Origin of the sequence: Pedobacter sp. 22226 (genome assembly GCF_052045455.1) — a bacterium.
Taxonomy (GTDB): Bacteria; Bacteroidota; Bacteroidia; order Sphingobacteriales; family Sphingobacteriaceae; genus Pedobacter; species Pedobacter jeongneungensis.
Genome location: NZ_JBQEPB010000002.1, coordinates 563,569 through 580,364, shown reverse-complemented (window position 1 = coordinate 580,364; position 16,796 = coordinate 563,569). Strand labels below are relative to the sequence as shown.

The window sequence follows — 16,796 nt, the reverse complement described above, 5'->3', positions numbered from 1 at the left end:
AATTTATTTCAAACGCCCTCCGCTAAACGCCTATCGCTCCCCGCCTACTTACTAAACCTTCTGTTCAGCAACTCATAAAACTGATCAACCGTAGCCTGTTTACTGGCCCAGTTATTTTTTGCAGCATAATTGTGTTGAAGATAACTGTCAGCGGCTTCAAAACTATTCATCCTGTTGATGATATCAATCACTTCAGAATAGGCCAGGTTATAGCCATTAAAAAGCTCCCTGATAAAAAGTAATTTTTCATTTAAACTGATGGCCTGTTTTAAATCAGCAATTGGTGCCTTAACCGGTTCATTATTCTGACTATTTGTTTTTGCCAATAAATCATTTAAACTTGGAGCGGGTTTGGTAGCAACCGGTTGTGGTGTTGGTTTTACAGGAACGGCCTCTGGGGTAAATAAAGGGCGCTCCTGCTCAACTGGAGGCGAAATAATGGGATCATCCAATTTTACGCCCCTAAGCGCTTCAATAGGCTGACTTGCCACGGCAACCGGCTCTTCCCTTTTTACTTCAGCAACCGGCTCTTCGCGTTTTACTTCTATAACAGGTTCTTCTTTTGCAATTACCTGCGGCTCTTCCTCTTCATATGGAATTAAAAAAGGCTCCGGACCAATTTCATCCTCTTCAGCAGGCAAAATATCTTCCTGAGGAGCTGATGCTTCTTTTTCGTGTATCTTCTTTTTCTGCGCTAAAATTTCGGCTTCTTCTTTACTTAAAGGGCGGTCGAAAATTTCTTCTACAGACTTTGCTTCGTAATCAAACTTTGCGTTTTCATCATGGTTACCCAACACAAATTCGAAAGTATGGTCGTCCTGATCGGGTTTGAAAAAATCCTGATTTAAAAGTGACGCTGTCTTTTCTTCTTCAATTACTTCATCATCCCATTTCTCCTGAGCCGGTTTTATATCAATGCGTTCTTCCTCTTCCTCAGCGGTGGCTATTTCTTCCAGTTCCTGAGGTGCCTTGCTGGCGTTTTCATCAGTAACGTTTTTTTCTGTTTCTGGTAAGATAATGGTATTCTGTTCGGCCAGCAAAACATGATTTCCAGCCTGAGGAGCCTTGTCTTCTACTGCGGTATTCAGTTTTTTGACGATATTAACATGATCGGTAAGGAAATGGGCATTGGCCAGAAAAAGCTCAAGCTCCAAATCGTTCAATTGTTGAGGATTTTGAGCGAGAAACTGGTATTGCTCATTTAATTCTGTTAAAATATTGCCGATCTTTCTGAAAATATCTTGTTGGTTCATCATAAAGTTAAAACGAATTTTTTAGCGATTTATGTTGGTAACTATGTGTCCAAAAATAACACATAATTCTCATATTTGTTCGGTTTAAAAATTATAGAGCGAACATAGGGGAATAAAAAATCGGGCATGTTATTTAGCGAACAAAATTTTAGGAGAAGAGGCGAATTTTCGGGAAGTATAGAGGTGGTATGTGGCTCTATGTTTTCGGGTAAAACGGAAGAACTGATCAGAAGGTTAAAAAGAGCTCAGATTGCTAAATTGAATGTCGAAATTTTTAAACCCCGTACCGATACCCGTTACCACGAAACTGCGGTAGTTTCGCACGATCTTAATTCAATTAATTCTACCCCGGTTGATAGCGCATCAGCCATTTTATTATTAGGCACCAATACCCAGGTAGTTGGGATAGATGAGGCACAGTTTTTTGATAATGAATTACCTGACGTTTGCAACAAACTGGCTCTTAGGGGTATCCGTGTGATTGTAGCCGGACTGGATATGGATTTTACCGGTAAACCTTTCGGTCCGATGCCAGCCTTAATGGCCATTGCCGAGCATGTTACAAAAGTAAATGCGGTTTGTGTTTGCTGTGGTAATCCGGCACTTTATAGTTACCGCACCGCAGCTGATGAAGCCACTGTTTTATTGGGCGAGAAAGAAAGTTATGAGCCACGGTGCAGGGCTTGTTATAACTTGGGAAAAGGATAGTTAGTTGGTTCAATAGTCATTAGTTAATTGGTAAATGCGTATTTTTTTTCTGAAGCGCAGTATCCGTGCTAAAATTAAAGTTTGTTCCCGTGTTTCGCGGTACGCTTTCCCGAAAGTTCGGGATACCTCAACCCTGCAGGGTACCTGCTGCACCCGCCCGCCTGCAACGGGCAGGGGGCTAGGGGGCAAAAAATTGCAAATATTAACGGTTTATGTACAAAACATTCATTTTAAACCCGACAGCAGCGACAGCCCCGAATTTTTCAATGAGGGCTATAGCGAATGGCGGGACTAAAGTCCCCATGAAATACAGAACCTTCAATTTCCAAAACGGATAAAATTCTATCTTTCTAAATTGTTTAATTGTTATTTAGTACCATGAATCAAAAAATTAAAACCGTTTCTATTTTAGGTTGCGGCTGGTTTGGATTGGCTTTGGCCAAAAAACTGGTTTCGTTAAATTATACTGTGAAAGGTTCAACTACCAGTAAGGAGAAGTTAGCCATACTTCAGGCCGAAAATATACAGCCTTATTTAGTTAATTTTACGGCAGAAAACATTGAAGCTGATCCGGCATTTTTTGAGGCCGATGCTTTATTTATCTGTATTCCACCAAAGCGCAATTCGACTGAGCTTCATGATTATCCTCAAAAGATAAAATCAATTTTAGAAGCAGCGAAAGATAAATCGAAACAGGTAGTGCTCATCAGCTCGACCAGTGTTTATGCGGATGAAAATAAAACAGTTAACGAAAATAGCGAAACTAATCCTGATACCGATTCAGGCAAAATGGTTTTATCTGCAGAGCAGCTTTTTAAAGCATTATACCCTGAAAATTGCACGGTAATCCGCTTTGCAGGCTTAGTTGGTCCCGACCGTAATCCTGGAAGATTTTTTGCCGGAAAAAGTAATGTACCGAACGGATTAGCGCCAGTAAATTTGATCCATCAAACCGATGCAGTAGGTATTGCGGTTAAAATATTAGAGAAACAAGCCTTTGGCAGAACATACAATGCCTGTGCTCCAGATCACCCTGCGAAAATGGATTTCTACACCCATGCAGCTAAATCTACCGGCCTCGCTGAGCCAAATTTTATTGCAGAACAGAAAGATTGGAAAATTGTAGAGAGTTTAAATGTGCCCGAGTTTTTGGGTTATGAGTTTGAGGTAGGGATTTAGGATAGTGATTACGTCATTTCGACTGAAGCTTACCGATTTTCATCGGTAGCGAAATGGAGAAATCTTTGAATTTTAAACAACATTAAAGATTTCCCGGCTTCGTTGCACTCCGCTCGAAATGACGGACCTTATTTATAATAATAACGGAGCACTTTATTCGTGTCTCCACGGATCATTAGCGGATAATATAAGTCTTTCGGCAGGCTCAGGATGACAATCCGAGTGTATTTAACGAACTTATCCTAACTCAACAAGCCAAGTAATTCTTTCTTAGTCAAATTTTTAAACAAACTTCCATCGGTTTGGATCAGGTCTTTCACCAGGTCTTTTTTAGTGGCCTGTAACTTCATAATTTTTTCTTCGATGGTACCTGGACAGATTAAACGTACCGCCATTACATTTTTGTGCTGGCCGATTCGGTATGCCCGATCTATCGCCTGATTTTCTACCGCAGGGTTCCACCAGGGATCTACCAGGTAAACATAATCGGCTTCGGTTAAATTAAGTCCGGTTCCGCCTGCTTTTAAACTGATCAGAAAAACAGGAATATCAGCGTTCTGCTGAAAAGAGGTGACCACTTCTTCCCTTTTACGCGTTTGCCCGGTGAGGTATTCATACCTGATTCCACGGTTTTCCAATTGTTTTTTAATCAGATCGAGCATGGTTACAAATTGAGAAAAAACCAGAATTTTATGATTTCCGGCCTTACTTTCAATCTGTTCCATCAGCACATCAATTTTTGATGAAGCCTGTAAATATGATTTTCCATCGGCCAATAGCGCGGCCGAATTACAGATCTGGCGCAAAGTGGTGATGCTTTTCAGTACATGCATGGAACTTTTAGGCAGATCATCCTCCTGCTTACCCAAAATAAAATCCTGGATCTCTTTTTTGTTTGCTTCATATACTTCCCGCTGCTCCTCTCCCATTTCACAATAAAGTACAATTTCAGTTTTATCAGGAAGTTCTTTTGCCACCTGCTCTTTCGTTCTGCGGAGAATAAATGGCCTGATTTTTTTCTGCAGTTCTTCTGCCCTTCTGCTATCTTTAAACTGATCGATCGGGGTAGAATATAAATTGGCAAATTGTTGTTTACTTCCGAAGAGCCCCGGACAAGCGAACGACAACTGTCCGTACAAATCGAAGGTATTGTTTTCGATCGGTGTACCGGTCATGACCACTTTATTACGCGATTGCAACATGCGAACGGCTTTGTATCGCTGCGAATCTGGGTTCTTGATCAGCTGAGATTCATCTAAAAAGATATAATTAAAACGATAATCCTTTAAGAAGCGGATATCCGACAGTAATGTGCCGTAAGAGGTTAAAATGATTTCATAACCGTCGAAAGTATCCGTAGTTTTTGTGCGTTGGCCAGCATAAATGGTTTTAACTTTTATAGATGGTGCAAATTTCTCTACTTCGGCTTTCCAGTTAAATATTAAGGATGCCGGAACCACCACGAGGTTGGTATTGTGCTTTACTTTTTCACGCTGCGATAAAATGAACGCCAAAATCTGAATGGTTTTACCCAGGCCCATATCGTCGGCCAGGCAGGCACCAAAATTAAAATCATCCAGAAAGTTGAGCCAGTTTAACCCATCTTTCTGGTAATGCCTTAAAGTTGCGGTTAAACCTTTTGGCACCTCTACCTCCTGAATGGCATCAGTGCCTTCAAATTTTTGTTTATACAGTTTCAGTTCGTTTTTAACTTCGCCATCCAGTAGCGCATCTTCATAAAGTTCATTTATGGAAGTAAATTTAATTTTAGGGCTCAGAATAGCATCTTCGGTGAGTTCGCCTGCGCTAAAATAAGCTGCAAATTTTTCGATCCACTCATCTGGCAATATTCCTTGTGTACCGTCATCAAGGGTAACGAATTTGCTTTTGTTCCTGATGGATTTATGCAGGAGTTTCAAGGCAACCTCTTGCTTTCCGAATTTCACTTTCACTTTGGTTTCGAACCAGTCGGTTCCACTTAATACCTCGATATTAATTTTCGCCTGAAATTCGCTCAGTTTATTATTTTTGAGCTGATTGAAGCCTAAAATATGAATGCCTTTATTTCGCCATACTTCAAAAACTTCGAGAAACCAACCCGCTTCTAAAAACCTTTTTCGGTGCAGGTAAAAAGAATCATAGTTATTTTGCTCAAACAGGAAATCGTTTTCCATTTGCTCATAAAAGTATGGGTGCGACCTGATTACATTGGAAATAAATTGAAGTTCGGCCTTCTCATCACGCTCAAGTTTAAAAACATTCCCAAGTTTATCTTTTGCCTGGATTTGCTTTTTAGTGAGCACTGGAATTTCCAGATTCCCATAACGCATTACCGGGGTAAGAAGTATATAATCCTCGGATTCTGAGAGGTAAATTAACTGCTCATTTTCGAGGTCGAAACCATTTTCTTCGATCTGGCTCCTGGTTGCCGGTTTTAAATAAGAATATTCGACATGGATACTGCCTTCTAACTGGATAAGGATTGTTTTTTGAAACTCGGGGTATTTTGTTTTGTGCAGGATTAAACGGTTACTCTGCTTTTTGAAAAACCCGATCACACGTAGAAAATCCAGTCTGCCGATTAAATAAAGCTGATCTTTAAGTTTAACAAAGTACTGATGCACCAATACCAGGCTATCCAGTTCGTAAGATTTTCCTTCGATAATCAACCTACCTGTAATTTCATAATAATCATCGCGCTGGTTTACGGAAAGTCTTAAATCTACCTCCAATAAATGAACCTTTACAGGTGTAATGGTTGAGGCCTGAATAGCAGACGACTGTTTACTGTCCTGCAGGTAAAATGGAATTTGTTGTGGATTTTTTACGATCGCCCTTAAGGCTTCTATTTCTGCTTCATTCTGATCGGTATTGTAATTCTGCTGAAAAGTAGTAATGCCGCTATAAAATTTCACCAGATCATGGTTATCGGTTTTAAAAAGCAGCCCGTTAGGATTAATTGCTTTGATGGGATTTTTAACCTTACCATTTTTAGTGGTTTCGGCTTCGAAAAGTTCTACCACCAGATTATTATAATAGCGGTGTTGGCCCAAAACGAGGATCATTTCGCCCTGATCACTTTTAACCGGTAATTTTACCTTAGGTTTTGCCGACGGTAGTAAAAGTTCCTGCAGATTTTGCTGCGCTTCTTTATTAAAGGGCTGCAGGGCATCCATTTTTGGGCGGATATCTACCTCGCCGTTATCATACCGGAAATTAAACAGCAGATCGAGTTTTTCTTCCTTTTCTAATCCGTAATCAACTGCAATTTTAGCCAGCTTTTGCCTGCGCAGGTTATGATCGAAGAAAATCAGCAGTTCCTGGCGTTGAAGAATGTTGTATAAAACCCTTGCCTGGTGTTCACAGAGTTTATTTTTTGGTGTAGCGCAACGACAAGAAAGTTTTACCGAATTTGGGTGCTGCTGTACCTGAACAATTGGAAAGAAAAGGTCGGAAGTTTCATCGCTAAAGGCTGCATAATCCAATTCAATCTGTTCAGGATAAAGCTGGTAAAAACCTTTAACATCAGTATGAATCAATCCATTTAAATGCTTCAGAATCACCACCTGACTCAGATCTTTCAAGTTAAAATCCTTTAAAATATAATCGTAGGGATGTTGATCTGAAAACTGTTGCGCGGTTACCTGTTCACTCATTTAAACTGAAATAGGGTATTTTGTTTTATAAACTCACGTTTAGATTCAAGTGCCCACCTAATCCAACTTTAATAATCCTCATTAAAGTTGAAAGTCTAATGTCACTTGCATTATTCTCGATTCTGGAGATGTAGGTTTTTGTAGTCCCGCATTTTTCAGCAAGTTGCTCCTGTGTCATTCCCTTTTCCTTGCGGAGTTCTTGTAGCATTGCGCCGAGTTTAAAACTCTCGAATTCCTGTTCGTAATTCTCTCTGCTTTCTGTCCCTCGCTTACCGTATTCGTTGTCCAAATGATCAGCAAATGATGTCAATTTATTCTTTTTCTTTTCCATCAAAATATTTCTTTTTAAGTTTCTCCGCTAATTCAATTTCATTTTTAGGTGTTTTTTGTGTCTTCTTCTGAAAGCCATTTACAAGTATGATCAGTTTTCCTTTATCAAAAAAACTGAACACCCTAAAAATATCTGAACCAACTTCAACTCTAATTTCAAAAAGTCCTGTAGATCCCGTAATGTGCTTAAAATATTTTTCAGGGATTTTTTCAAGCGTAGCGATTAATTGTAATGTCCAGTTGAATTTTTTCTTTACGTTAGGTTTAAGCTTCTCGTAAAAATCCAAATAATACTCTTCAAAATAGAAAATGTCTCTGATAAATTCTTCGTTCATTAACCAAATTTAAGCCAACACAAAGTTAGCTAATTAGATAACAACTTCCAAACGAATATGATTTATAAAGCCTGCTAAAATATGTAAAAAAGCTGAACGACAATTCCTTATCATTTACCAACCGCTAGAAGTCTTTAACGACACTATCCATTGACAGATTCAGCAGAAGGACAGTCATCTGAACTGGAGCATAGTAAAATGCCTACCCTTATAGTCGGGGAAAGATTTATGTGCCATATGGATAGATTTCTCGGCTGCGCTCGAAATGACGGCTCTCCTAGTTTACAGCGACTTCCGCAAATTCAAATAAAAAGGAACTTCAACTTTTTCGGTTTTTCCACTGAGAATAAATTCTGCTGCCTGTGCGCCAAGTCTGCTGAAATCAGTAGAAATGGTGGTAATTCCATCTAAAATGATCCTTTTTAACGGGGTTTCGTTATAAGAAATTACGCCAACATCTATACCAATTTTAAGTTTTTGAGCAATTAAACGCTCAATCAGCATTACCAGATCATCTTCCATCAGGTTGATATAAACTTCTCCCGGGTTAATTTCTTCGTCTTTAATGTTATGGATTACTTTATGATCGAAAGCATATTGCTGGCAAAACCTGTAAAAACCGGTTAATATCTCATGAGGGAAATAACTATTTTTTGGAAAGATAATTTTTAAGGTGCGATAATGAGAAAGTCGGTCTAAAGCTTGTTCTAAAGCCGCATAAATATCCTGTGCAAAGTTTTCGTAAGCCGCAGCGTAATCTCCGGTGATACCGGGCAGCAATTTATCAAGGATCACCAGCTTCTCCTTTGGAATGGTATTGATAATTTCGTGGGCATTTTCGCCGCCTTCCAGAAAATGCGGAATAATAACGAAGTGCGAATAATCATCGCGTTTGGCCACAATCATCTTTTTGAACAGCGCAAAATCATTGTTATAGATGTAAAAATCTATTGCGGCCCGTTCGCCGATGGTTTTGGTGAAGGAATCGTAAATGATTTTTTTGTGGGTACTAAGCTTATTAAAAAGCAAACAAACCTTTAATTTACGCGAAAAATCGGTATTTATGATAAAATAGCCTTTACCTGGCACTGAATCTACAACTCCTAATTTGCGAAGGTTACGGTAACCTTTCTCGGCGGTATCTCTCGACATTTCCAAACTGAAACTCAATTCGTTTATAGAAGGCAACAAACTGTTTTTAAGCAATTTACCACTTTCAATAGCGGCCAAAATAGCGTTGGTTAACTGCTTATATTTTGGCGTTGATGAATATTCATCAACTTTGATATAGGGGATTAAGTCTTCTGGTTTCAAAACGGTTACATTGGTGCAGGGATTTCGAATATAGGCAAATTCCTAAAAATCTAAGCTACGCTGAATGGCAGAATAATATTTTAGCTGGATCATATCTGTTGGTGCCGGATTTTCATTCCAGGCATCATTTATCGCCAATGCAGTACCAATGGCCGTAGCCTGCGAAACGGAGGAAGCATAAACCTCAATATCGGGAATAGAAGTAGCAAGTAAATGCATGTAAATAGCATTTTTACCAAAACCTCCATCTACAAAAATTCTTCTTACACCAGCGTTTAAAATTAATTTTAATGAATAAATCTGCTGTTTAATCAGGTCAAAAATTAACTGATGATAGGCTTCTTCTGCTGTCTGGAAAAGATTCAGATCGCGGTCTGGGAAGGCTGAACTTGCAGAAAAACCCTGTTGTTCCTGTTGGTTTTCGGGAATTTTATTCGCCAGCTTTAAAATCATTGATGGATTGAACTTGAGGTGTTTAAACAGGTATGCTGCACGGTCAAAATGCTCAGCGATCCGCTTTAGCTGTACTTCATGTTCGTAACCGGCAAAAATACGCGAAGCTTTAACTGCTTTGCCTTTATAATGCATGTAACACAAACAATCCTGTTTTAACTCTCCGGCAGTTAAAGGCTGTTGGTTAAAAGGATTTAAACTGATACACCAGGTACCTGTAGAAATGAGTACAAATGGCGTGTTAAAATTAGCCAGGTAAGGAATTAAAGCTGCAGAACTGTCGTGCAGTCCAACACCAACTTTTACGCTGCTGCCTTCAAAATTGGTGTTTAAGCTAGAATCTGCCGGGGTAAATTCACCAAATTTCTCTGTTATTTTTTCTGCAGAAACCCAATTGTGGTATTGGTTTTTACCGAAATCCCAAAGCTGGGTATGGCAGCCAATACTGGTGATATCGGCCACGGCCTTGCCAGAAATCAGATAACTTAAATATTGAGGCAGGTGTAAAGCCCATTTCACTTTTTGGAATATTTCGGGTTTCTCATGCTTTAATCGGTACAGTTGCATGCCCGAGTTTAAGCTGCCCAAAATTGGTGAGGCTGTTTCTAATGAAATCTTCTCCTCTCCTCCGTATTTTGCATAAAAAGCTTGTTTAAGCTCTTCCGGATATTCTTTTAAATAATTATAAAGTGGCGTTAAAGGTTCACCATTTTCATCCAGGTACACAAAACTGGCACCATAGGTAGAAAAATTAATGGCTTTAACCTCAAACTCTTTTAACTGCAAAACCTGATGCAGGGAATCGTAAACGGAAGAACGGAGGCTTTCGAGGTTTTCGCAGGGTTCTCCATCTTCATCAACTGTTTCTACAAAACGTGCAGAGCGTTCGTAAACAATCTGGTAGTTTTCGTCGATCAGAAAGAGTTTTTTATTCGTTTTCCCAACATCAAATATGGCAATAACAGGTTTTGGCATTTTATTCTCCTATTTATAAACCTGTGGCAACAGTATTTCCGCGGTGATTAACTAAATTATTTCTTACTTCTAAACCACGGTATAAACCAATTGGCGATAATGCTGCACCGGCTCTTAACCTGGCTTCGGCTACCAAGGCCCTCAAATCGCTACGGAAAGTATGTTGTAAAATTTCCTGCGCTTTGGCCACGTCGTTATTGTCCTGTGCTTCGTTTAATGCTTTTCTATCTACTAATAAAGCTTGTGCATAGGCAATCATAATGGCTTCAACAGATTGCAATAAATCCTCTAAAGGATCTTTCACATTGTGCGAAGCATCAATCATCCAGCCCAGATCTTTTGCATGGTTCATGCCTTTTGCATCCATACCTTCAACCAGTTCATTAAAAATTAAGAACAATTGATATGGTTTGATGCTTCCTGCGGTTAAATCGTCGTCGCCATATTTAGAATCGTTGAAATGGAAACCACCCAATTTTCCTTCCATTAAGAGCAAGGCGACAATCTGTTCGATATTCGCATTAGGCAAATGGTGACCTAAATCAACCAAAGTGTAAGCCTTTTTACCCAGTTTGCTTGCGTAAAGCAACGATTGCCCCCAATCGCCAACTGTAGTTGAATAAAAATTGGGTTCGAAAGCTTTGTACTCTACAAATATTTTCCAGTTTTCTGGCAGGGCTGAATAAATTTCATGTAAACTCTCCAGGGTGTTTTCAAAAGCTTTACGAAAATTAAGCTGTCCGGGGAAACAAGAACCATCGGCAAGCCAAACGGTTAAAGCATCCGATCCCAGTGCAATACCATGTTTGATTACTTCGATATTATGTTCAATAGCCTGTTTGCGAATGTCTTTATTCACATTTTGCAATGAACCAAATTTATAGCTGTGTGCAGAGCCTGCCTGATCCTGAAAGGTATTGGAGTTCATGGCATCGAACTTTAAACCATAACTAGCGGCTAATGACTTTAAAGCTTCGGCATTTTGAGGGATATCCCATGGAATGTGGAGTGAAATGGCACCACTTGCACCGTTAAGGGCATGAAGCAGACCAACATCTTCAATTTTTTCTTCAATTGTACGTGGTTCGCCACCGGTAATAGCAAAACGGCCAAAACGGGTTCCGCCGGTACCCAATGCCCAGCTTGGGATGGCAATCTGAAAATCGACCAGTTTTTGGATGACACTTTCTAGGTCAACGTGCGACCAATCTTCTTTTAAAAAGGCCAGTTTGCGTTGGTGTGAAGTTAAAAGGGAGTCGTTGTGTTTTTCTATTTGGTTCTGCTCGATATTCATGAGGATATTTGGTTTTTATCAGGTTAATCTTGTGGCGATACCATCGCCGTTCTCACTCTTCCTCGTTGTTCCTAAGAAATCACTTTGTGACAAACGAGGATGATTATAAAATTTAAAGTCATTTCCAGTCTGTGCGAGGCACAGACCGGTTAAACAACTTACTAAAACTGAATTTAAAATTCTGTTTGCCATGGTTTGCATGCTACAGACAAATGTTTTTTAACCACGGATTTAATACCTGCCCGTCCGTTCAGGTGGGAATGCACACGGATTTGTATCTGTGTGCATCCTTTTTATCTGTGGTTAATATTATTTAATCTATTCTACTCTTATCGCCATGGTCTGTGTCTCCTTCTCCGTGGTCTGTGTCCTCACAGACCACTAATTTCTTTATTTGTTTCGGTCTGTGGAGACACAAACCGAGGAACAAATTGTTATTATTTCATTTTAACTTATCACCGTGGTCTGTGTCCTCACAGACCACTAATTTCTTTATTTGTTTCGGTCTGTGGAGACACAAACCGAGGAACAAAGTCTGTGCGAACACAGACCGAGGATTCGTCTTATCTTACAAATGCCATGGCTACTCCGCCATCAACATTTAAAACATTTCCGGTTGATTTGTGCAACAAGCCACCCACAAAGGCGAAACAGGCATTGGCAATGTCATCCGGCAATATGATCTGGTTCAACAAAGTACGTTTTGCGTAATAAGCTGGTAGCTCTGCAACAGTGATCCCGTAAGCTTTTGCACGGCCTTCGGCCCAACCGCCTGCCCAGATATTGCTATCACTGATTACCGCATCGGGGTTAACCACATTTACACGGATATTATCGGCACCCAGTTCGGCAGCGTTTAATCTGCTTAAATGTAACTGGGCGGCTTTTGCGCTGCCATAACCGGCATTATTTGGTCCGCTTACCAGGGCGTTCTTACTTACAATATTAATGATATCGCCACCAATATCCTGCTTTTGCATCGTATTTGTTGCAGCCTGGGTAATAAAGAACTGGCCTTTTACCAAAACATCATATAATAAATCCCAATCCTTTTCGGTATGATCAGCAATGGTTTTTGAAATCGATAAACCTGCATTGTTTACCACAATGTCTACTCCGCCAAAAGCCAGGGCGGCAGAATCGAAGGCAGCTTTAATATCTGCTTCGCTGGTTACATTTAAAATAGCAGTACTGTAAGAATCTTTACCAAACTGGCCAGCAAATTCTTTACCTGCTTCTTCCAAACGCTCAGCGTTCATATCGTTTAAAATTACTACACCGCCTTCGGCAACAAACTTTTTAGCAATTGCTTTACCGATACCACCGGCACTGCCTGTAATGAGGGCAATTTTACCCGTTAAAGGTTTTGGTTTGGGCATGCGCTGCAATTTTGCTTCTTCCAGCAACCAATATTCAATGTTAAAAGCTTCCTGATGAGGTAATGAAGTATATTCGGAAACTGCCTCAGCACCCTTCATTACGTTAATGGCGTTGATATAGAATTCTGCTGCAACCCTTGCGGTCTGTTTATCTTTAGAGAAGGTAAACATGCCGATGCCTGGATACAAGATTACCACCGGATTGGTATCGCGGATAGCCGGACTGTTTGGATGTTTACAGGCCTCATAATAATCGGTGTACATTGCCCTGTAAGCTTCAAACGCAGGTTGCAATGTTTCTTTTAAGGCTTTAACATCTGATAAATCGGCATCACTGGCTAAAGTTAAAACCAGCGGACTGATTTTGGTGCGTAAAAAGTGATCGGGACAGCTCGTACCCATTGGTGCAAGGCGATCGAGATCATTAGAATTGATGAACTCTAATACGCGGCTATCATCGGTGAAGTGACCGATCATGTGTTGTTTAGAAGAACATAAGCCACGCAATACAGGTGCTATTGCAGCTGCTTGTTTTTTACGTTGCTCTGCTGCTGCGCTTTCTATTTTCTGTCCGCCAAAAACCGGACCTTTTCTACCATAATTCTGGTTCAGGTAATCAGAACAGATCTCGATTACTTCTAAGGTGTTGAGGTAACTTTCGTAAGCGGTATCGCCCCAGGTAAACAAACCATGTGAGCCTAACATGATACCACGGATACCCGGATTTTCATCTAAACATTGTTTCAATTGCAAACCCAGTTCGAAACCAGGTTTTTTCCATTCCACCCAGCCAATCGTTCCATCAAATAATTCTTCGGTAATTTTTTTACCGTCTTTAGCCGCAGCGATGGCGATGGCCGCATCCGGATGCAGGTGATCGATATGTTTAAACGGCAGGAAACCGTGTAAAGGGGTATCGATTGATGGTGCTTTAGAGCTTAAATCGAAAATACAGTGGTTAAACAGTTCAACCATTTCATCTTCATGCTCCACGCCACGGTAAATATTTTTCAGGCTGCGTAAACGGTCAACATATAATGCAGCAAGTCCACTTTTCTTTAACGTTCCTAAATCGCCACCTGAACCTTTTACCCACATTACTTCGGTTTCCAAACCGGTAAGCGGGTCTTTTTCCAATACTTTGCACGAGGTATTTCCACCTCCATAATTGGTTAAGCGTAAATCAGCACCCAATAAATTAGAGCGATAAATTAAGAGGGCTACTTCATCACCAGCCAGTTTTGCGGCTTCTTCTTCATCCCATAGATAGCTTACGTGCTTATAACTTTTCGTATCGATTGACATTCTAATTTTATATTTAAATTTTTATTTTTTAACCTTTAATTGAATTACCATAACCTACAATGAGTACCGAAATGATGATGGTTAGAATACCTGCCAAAACAGTAATCAAAGTTTTTCTGGATACGCCTTTCCACTCTTTTAATACCAGGCCCCAAATGTTGGCGATCAGGATGATAAAAGCCATGTGCAGAATCCATGAACTGGCGCCATTGCCCATTTTACTTTCACCCATGCCATAGAAAAAGAACTGCAAAAACCAGGTGGTACCTGCCAATGCAGAAAAAATATAATTTTTCAGCAATGGTGTTGCCGCGTTTGTATAATCGCCGAATGTTTTATTGCGAGCGTTGAGTACCATACACCAGATAAAGTTGGTGGTTAGGCCGCCCCAGAGCACAATGATATAGGTAACGTTATTCTGGAATAGGAAATTGCCTGTTTCAGCAGGATTTGCAGCTTTCCAGATGGTATTTGCAGCATCGGCCATGGGTTTTCCGGCTTCGATACCAAAATTGAAACAGGCACTTAAAACGCCTGAAACAATACCTACAAATAAACCGAGCCCGAATTTAAATTCTGTTTTTACCTCCATCCCGTGTGGATCGGTAATACCAGTTTTCATTTCCTTTTCTTTCATCATGCCTGCCTTACCACAAATCACAATACCCAGTACACAGACTAAAAGGCCCAGCAATACCATGCGGCCCCAATCGGTATGCAAAAACATGGTAAAAGTATCTTTACCTGCCTGAGGGAAAAAATCGAAATAAATGGATGGAAGAATCGAGCCCAATACCATACACAGCCCTAAAATGATACTGCTTCCTAATGATACGCCCAGGTAACGAACACCAAGGCCATAGGTTAATCCGCCAATGCCCCACAGGATGCCAAAGAAATAGGTAAGCCATAATATGTTACCATTGGTACTGCTGATAATTTCGCTAAAATTAGGAACGGTTAGGAAAGCGGCAAGAGGCGGAACAATTAACCAGGAGAATAATCCACCTACAATCCAATAACTTTCCCAGGCCCAGCCTTTAACTTTTTTATATGGAATATAGAAGCTTCCGGAGGCGAAACCACCGAAGAAATGAAAAATTAAACCTAAAATTGCTTGCATGCTCTAATTTAATATTTGGTTGCCCTAAAATAGAATTTGCAGCAGCTTTAACTGTTATGCACTGTTATGGATCAGAGATGGAAGACGTAAATGGATGATGGAATTATAAGTCCGGAGACAGGGGTCGGAAATCATATTATAGAAAACAGATAGCAGCCCTTTGCAGGAGTGTCAGATGTTACTATCTGGCGTCAGGTGAATAGAATGCGTTGTCAACTTCCTGTCGTATTTGCTGGTAAAGTTGACAACACTTTCTATGAAAAATAATATCGATTCATTTTTTGTTTGACCACCTAAGCCACCTGAGGACACGGAAGGTATCTGGGTGGTGATTTTTAGATGCAGATTTCTCCAATACGGTGGAAAAAACGATACTTCTATTTAGATTCAGCCACACAATCTACTACCTACTTCAGTCCACAGTGACTATTTTTAGAGGGATCCTGAACAGAATTACTTTGAAACCTTCCCACCATGGGTGGCATCAAATCAAAGTTACTTTGAAACCTTCCCACCATAGGTGGCGACCAATCAAAGTTACTTTGAAACCTTCACACTATAGGTGGCAAGCAATCAAAGTTACTTTGAAAGCTTCATTCCATGGGTGGCTACAAATCATATAAAATTTCAAAAATTAGCTTAAGGCTTGTACTTTTTCTATGATATCGCCTATTACATCAGCAGATTTGAGGATTTTATAATGTCCTACCTCTTCGTATGATTTTGAACTTATTGCAGGGTATTTATTTAAAAATTCTTTTAGAAACGGATATGGAGAAATATGATCAGCGGGATCGAAAGCCAGGAAATGATCAATGCCCGGATTTAGCTGATATAGCTCAGTAAGGTTAAAATGACTTGCTGAAACGGGGAACTCTTTTGTAAAATTTTCAAAGAAAATATCCTGGTGTTTAGCTCCGATGCTTACCGAATCCAAACTCTGCTCAAAATTCTCTTTCAAACGGATCAACGGGGCAATGCTGATTAGCAGACCGGGAGTGATTCCTAATTCCTGTATCGCAATTACATTGGCCATGCCGCCCAGCGAATGTCCGATTAATGCATCTGGCTGTGCGTAATTTAAAGCAATAGCTTTTACCGAATCGGCATATAACATCAGGTTAGAAAACTCAGATATAGAACTTCCGTTTCCGGGTGCATCAAAAGCAATGATCTCCAGATCTTCAATTTTCCGGAGTTCAACAATCAGCTCGTAAAAGTCCGGGGCTTTCGAAGCCCAGCCATGCGTAAGCAATACTTTCTTTTTTCCATTCCCCCAGCTAAAGCAATTAATACTTAATTCGGAGTTGGTAAAATAAGTATCAAAAACCGGCAGGCTAAACTGTTTTGATTCTGCAATTAGCTGTTCCTGGTGCAAGCGCAAAGGCATTTTTGGCGAGTAAAAAATAAACTCACGCATTAAAGCTGCATCGGGAGCATCCTGAGATAATTTCAGGTCGGTTATTAGCTGTTTTAGTCTTTTCAACTGAAC

General features: G+C 40.1%; 12 protein-coding genes. 2 read left to right on the top strand and 10 right to left on the bottom strand.

The window, feature by feature from the left end; genetic code table 11:
* Positions 1-44: 44 nt before the first annotated feature.
* Entirely contained in the window at positions 45-1,256 is a 1,212-nt protein-coding gene (locus ACTJKC_RS05905) for a hypothetical protein (RefSeq protein WP_440790690.1), read from the bottom strand.
* 123 nt (positions 1,257-1,379) lie between these two features.
* Between ACTJKC_RS05905 and ACTJKC_RS05900 the strand changes: the two genes are divergently transcribed.
* Positions 1,380-1,961 (top strand): thymidine kinase, encoded by a 582-nt coding sequence (locus ACTJKC_RS05900; RefSeq protein WP_344849215.1) that lies wholly within the window; start codon positions 1,380-1,382, stop codon positions 1,959-1,961.
* 378 nt (positions 1,962-2,339) lie between these two features.
* Complete coding sequence (locus tag ACTJKC_RS05895) at positions 2,340-3,140, top strand: SDR family oxidoreductase (RefSeq protein ID WP_440790689.1); 801 nt, start codon at positions 2,340-2,342, stop codon at positions 3,138-3,140.
* A 242-nt stretch (positions 3,141-3,382) separates the two neighbouring features.
* Here the strand turns inward: ACTJKC_RS05895 and ACTJKC_RS05890 are convergent, their stop codons facing one another.
* From ACTJKC_RS05890 to ACTJKC_RS05850, 9 genes are all read right to left on the bottom strand, one after another.
* On the bottom strand, positions 3,383-6,796 hold the full coding sequence (locus ACTJKC_RS05890) for an SNF2-related protein (protein ID WP_440790688.1): 3,414 nt from the start codon (positions 6,794-6,796) through the stop codon (positions 3,383-3,385).
* Between the two features lie 25 nt (positions 6,797-6,821).
* On the bottom strand, positions 6,822-7,127 hold the full coding sequence (locus ACTJKC_RS05885; protein WP_344849209.1) for a helix-turn-helix domain-containing protein: 306 nt from the start codon (positions 7,125-7,127) through the stop codon (positions 6,822-6,824).
* A complete protein-coding gene (locus ACTJKC_RS05880) occupies positions 7,108-7,461 on the bottom strand; it encodes a type II toxin-antitoxin system RelE/ParE family toxin (RefSeq protein ID WP_344849207.1) in 354 nt (117 codons plus the stop codon). The genes ACTJKC_RS05885 and ACTJKC_RS05880 overlap by 20 nt, the downstream gene beginning before the upstream one ends.
* A gap of 282 nt (positions 7,462-7,743) precedes the next feature.
* A complete protein-coding gene (locus ACTJKC_RS05875) occupies positions 7,744-8,775 on the bottom strand; it encodes a GntR family transcriptional regulator (RefSeq protein ID WP_344849205.1) in 1,032 nt (343 codons plus the stop codon).
* 42 nt (positions 8,776-8,817) lie between these two features.
* Entirely contained in the window at positions 8,818-10,203 is a 1,386-nt protein-coding gene (locus ACTJKC_RS05870; protein WP_440790687.1) for an FGGY-family carbohydrate kinase, read from the bottom strand.
* A 13-nt stretch (positions 10,204-10,216) separates the two neighbouring features.
* Entirely contained in the window at positions 10,217-11,497 is a 1,281-nt protein-coding gene (locus ACTJKC_RS05865; protein ID WP_440790686.1) for a sugar isomerase, read from the bottom strand.
* 563 nt (positions 11,498-12,060) lie between these two features.
* On the bottom strand, positions 12,061-14,181 hold the full coding sequence (locus tag ACTJKC_RS05860; RefSeq protein ID WP_440790685.1) for a bifunctional aldolase/short-chain dehydrogenase: 2,121 nt from the start codon (positions 14,179-14,181) through the stop codon (positions 12,061-12,063).
* 28 nt (positions 14,182-14,209) lie between these two features.
* Positions 14,210-15,304, bottom strand: a complete 1,095-nt coding sequence (gene rhaT, locus ACTJKC_RS05855) for an L-rhamnose/proton symporter RhaT (protein ID WP_440790684.1) — start codon at positions 15,302-15,304, stop codon at positions 14,210-14,212.
* 634 nt (positions 15,305-15,938) lie between these two features.
* Complete coding sequence (locus ACTJKC_RS05850) at positions 15,939-16,790, bottom strand: alpha/beta fold hydrolase (protein ID WP_440790683.1); 852 nt, start codon at positions 16,788-16,790, stop codon at positions 15,939-15,941.
* Positions 16,791-16,796 lie beyond the last annotated feature (6 nt).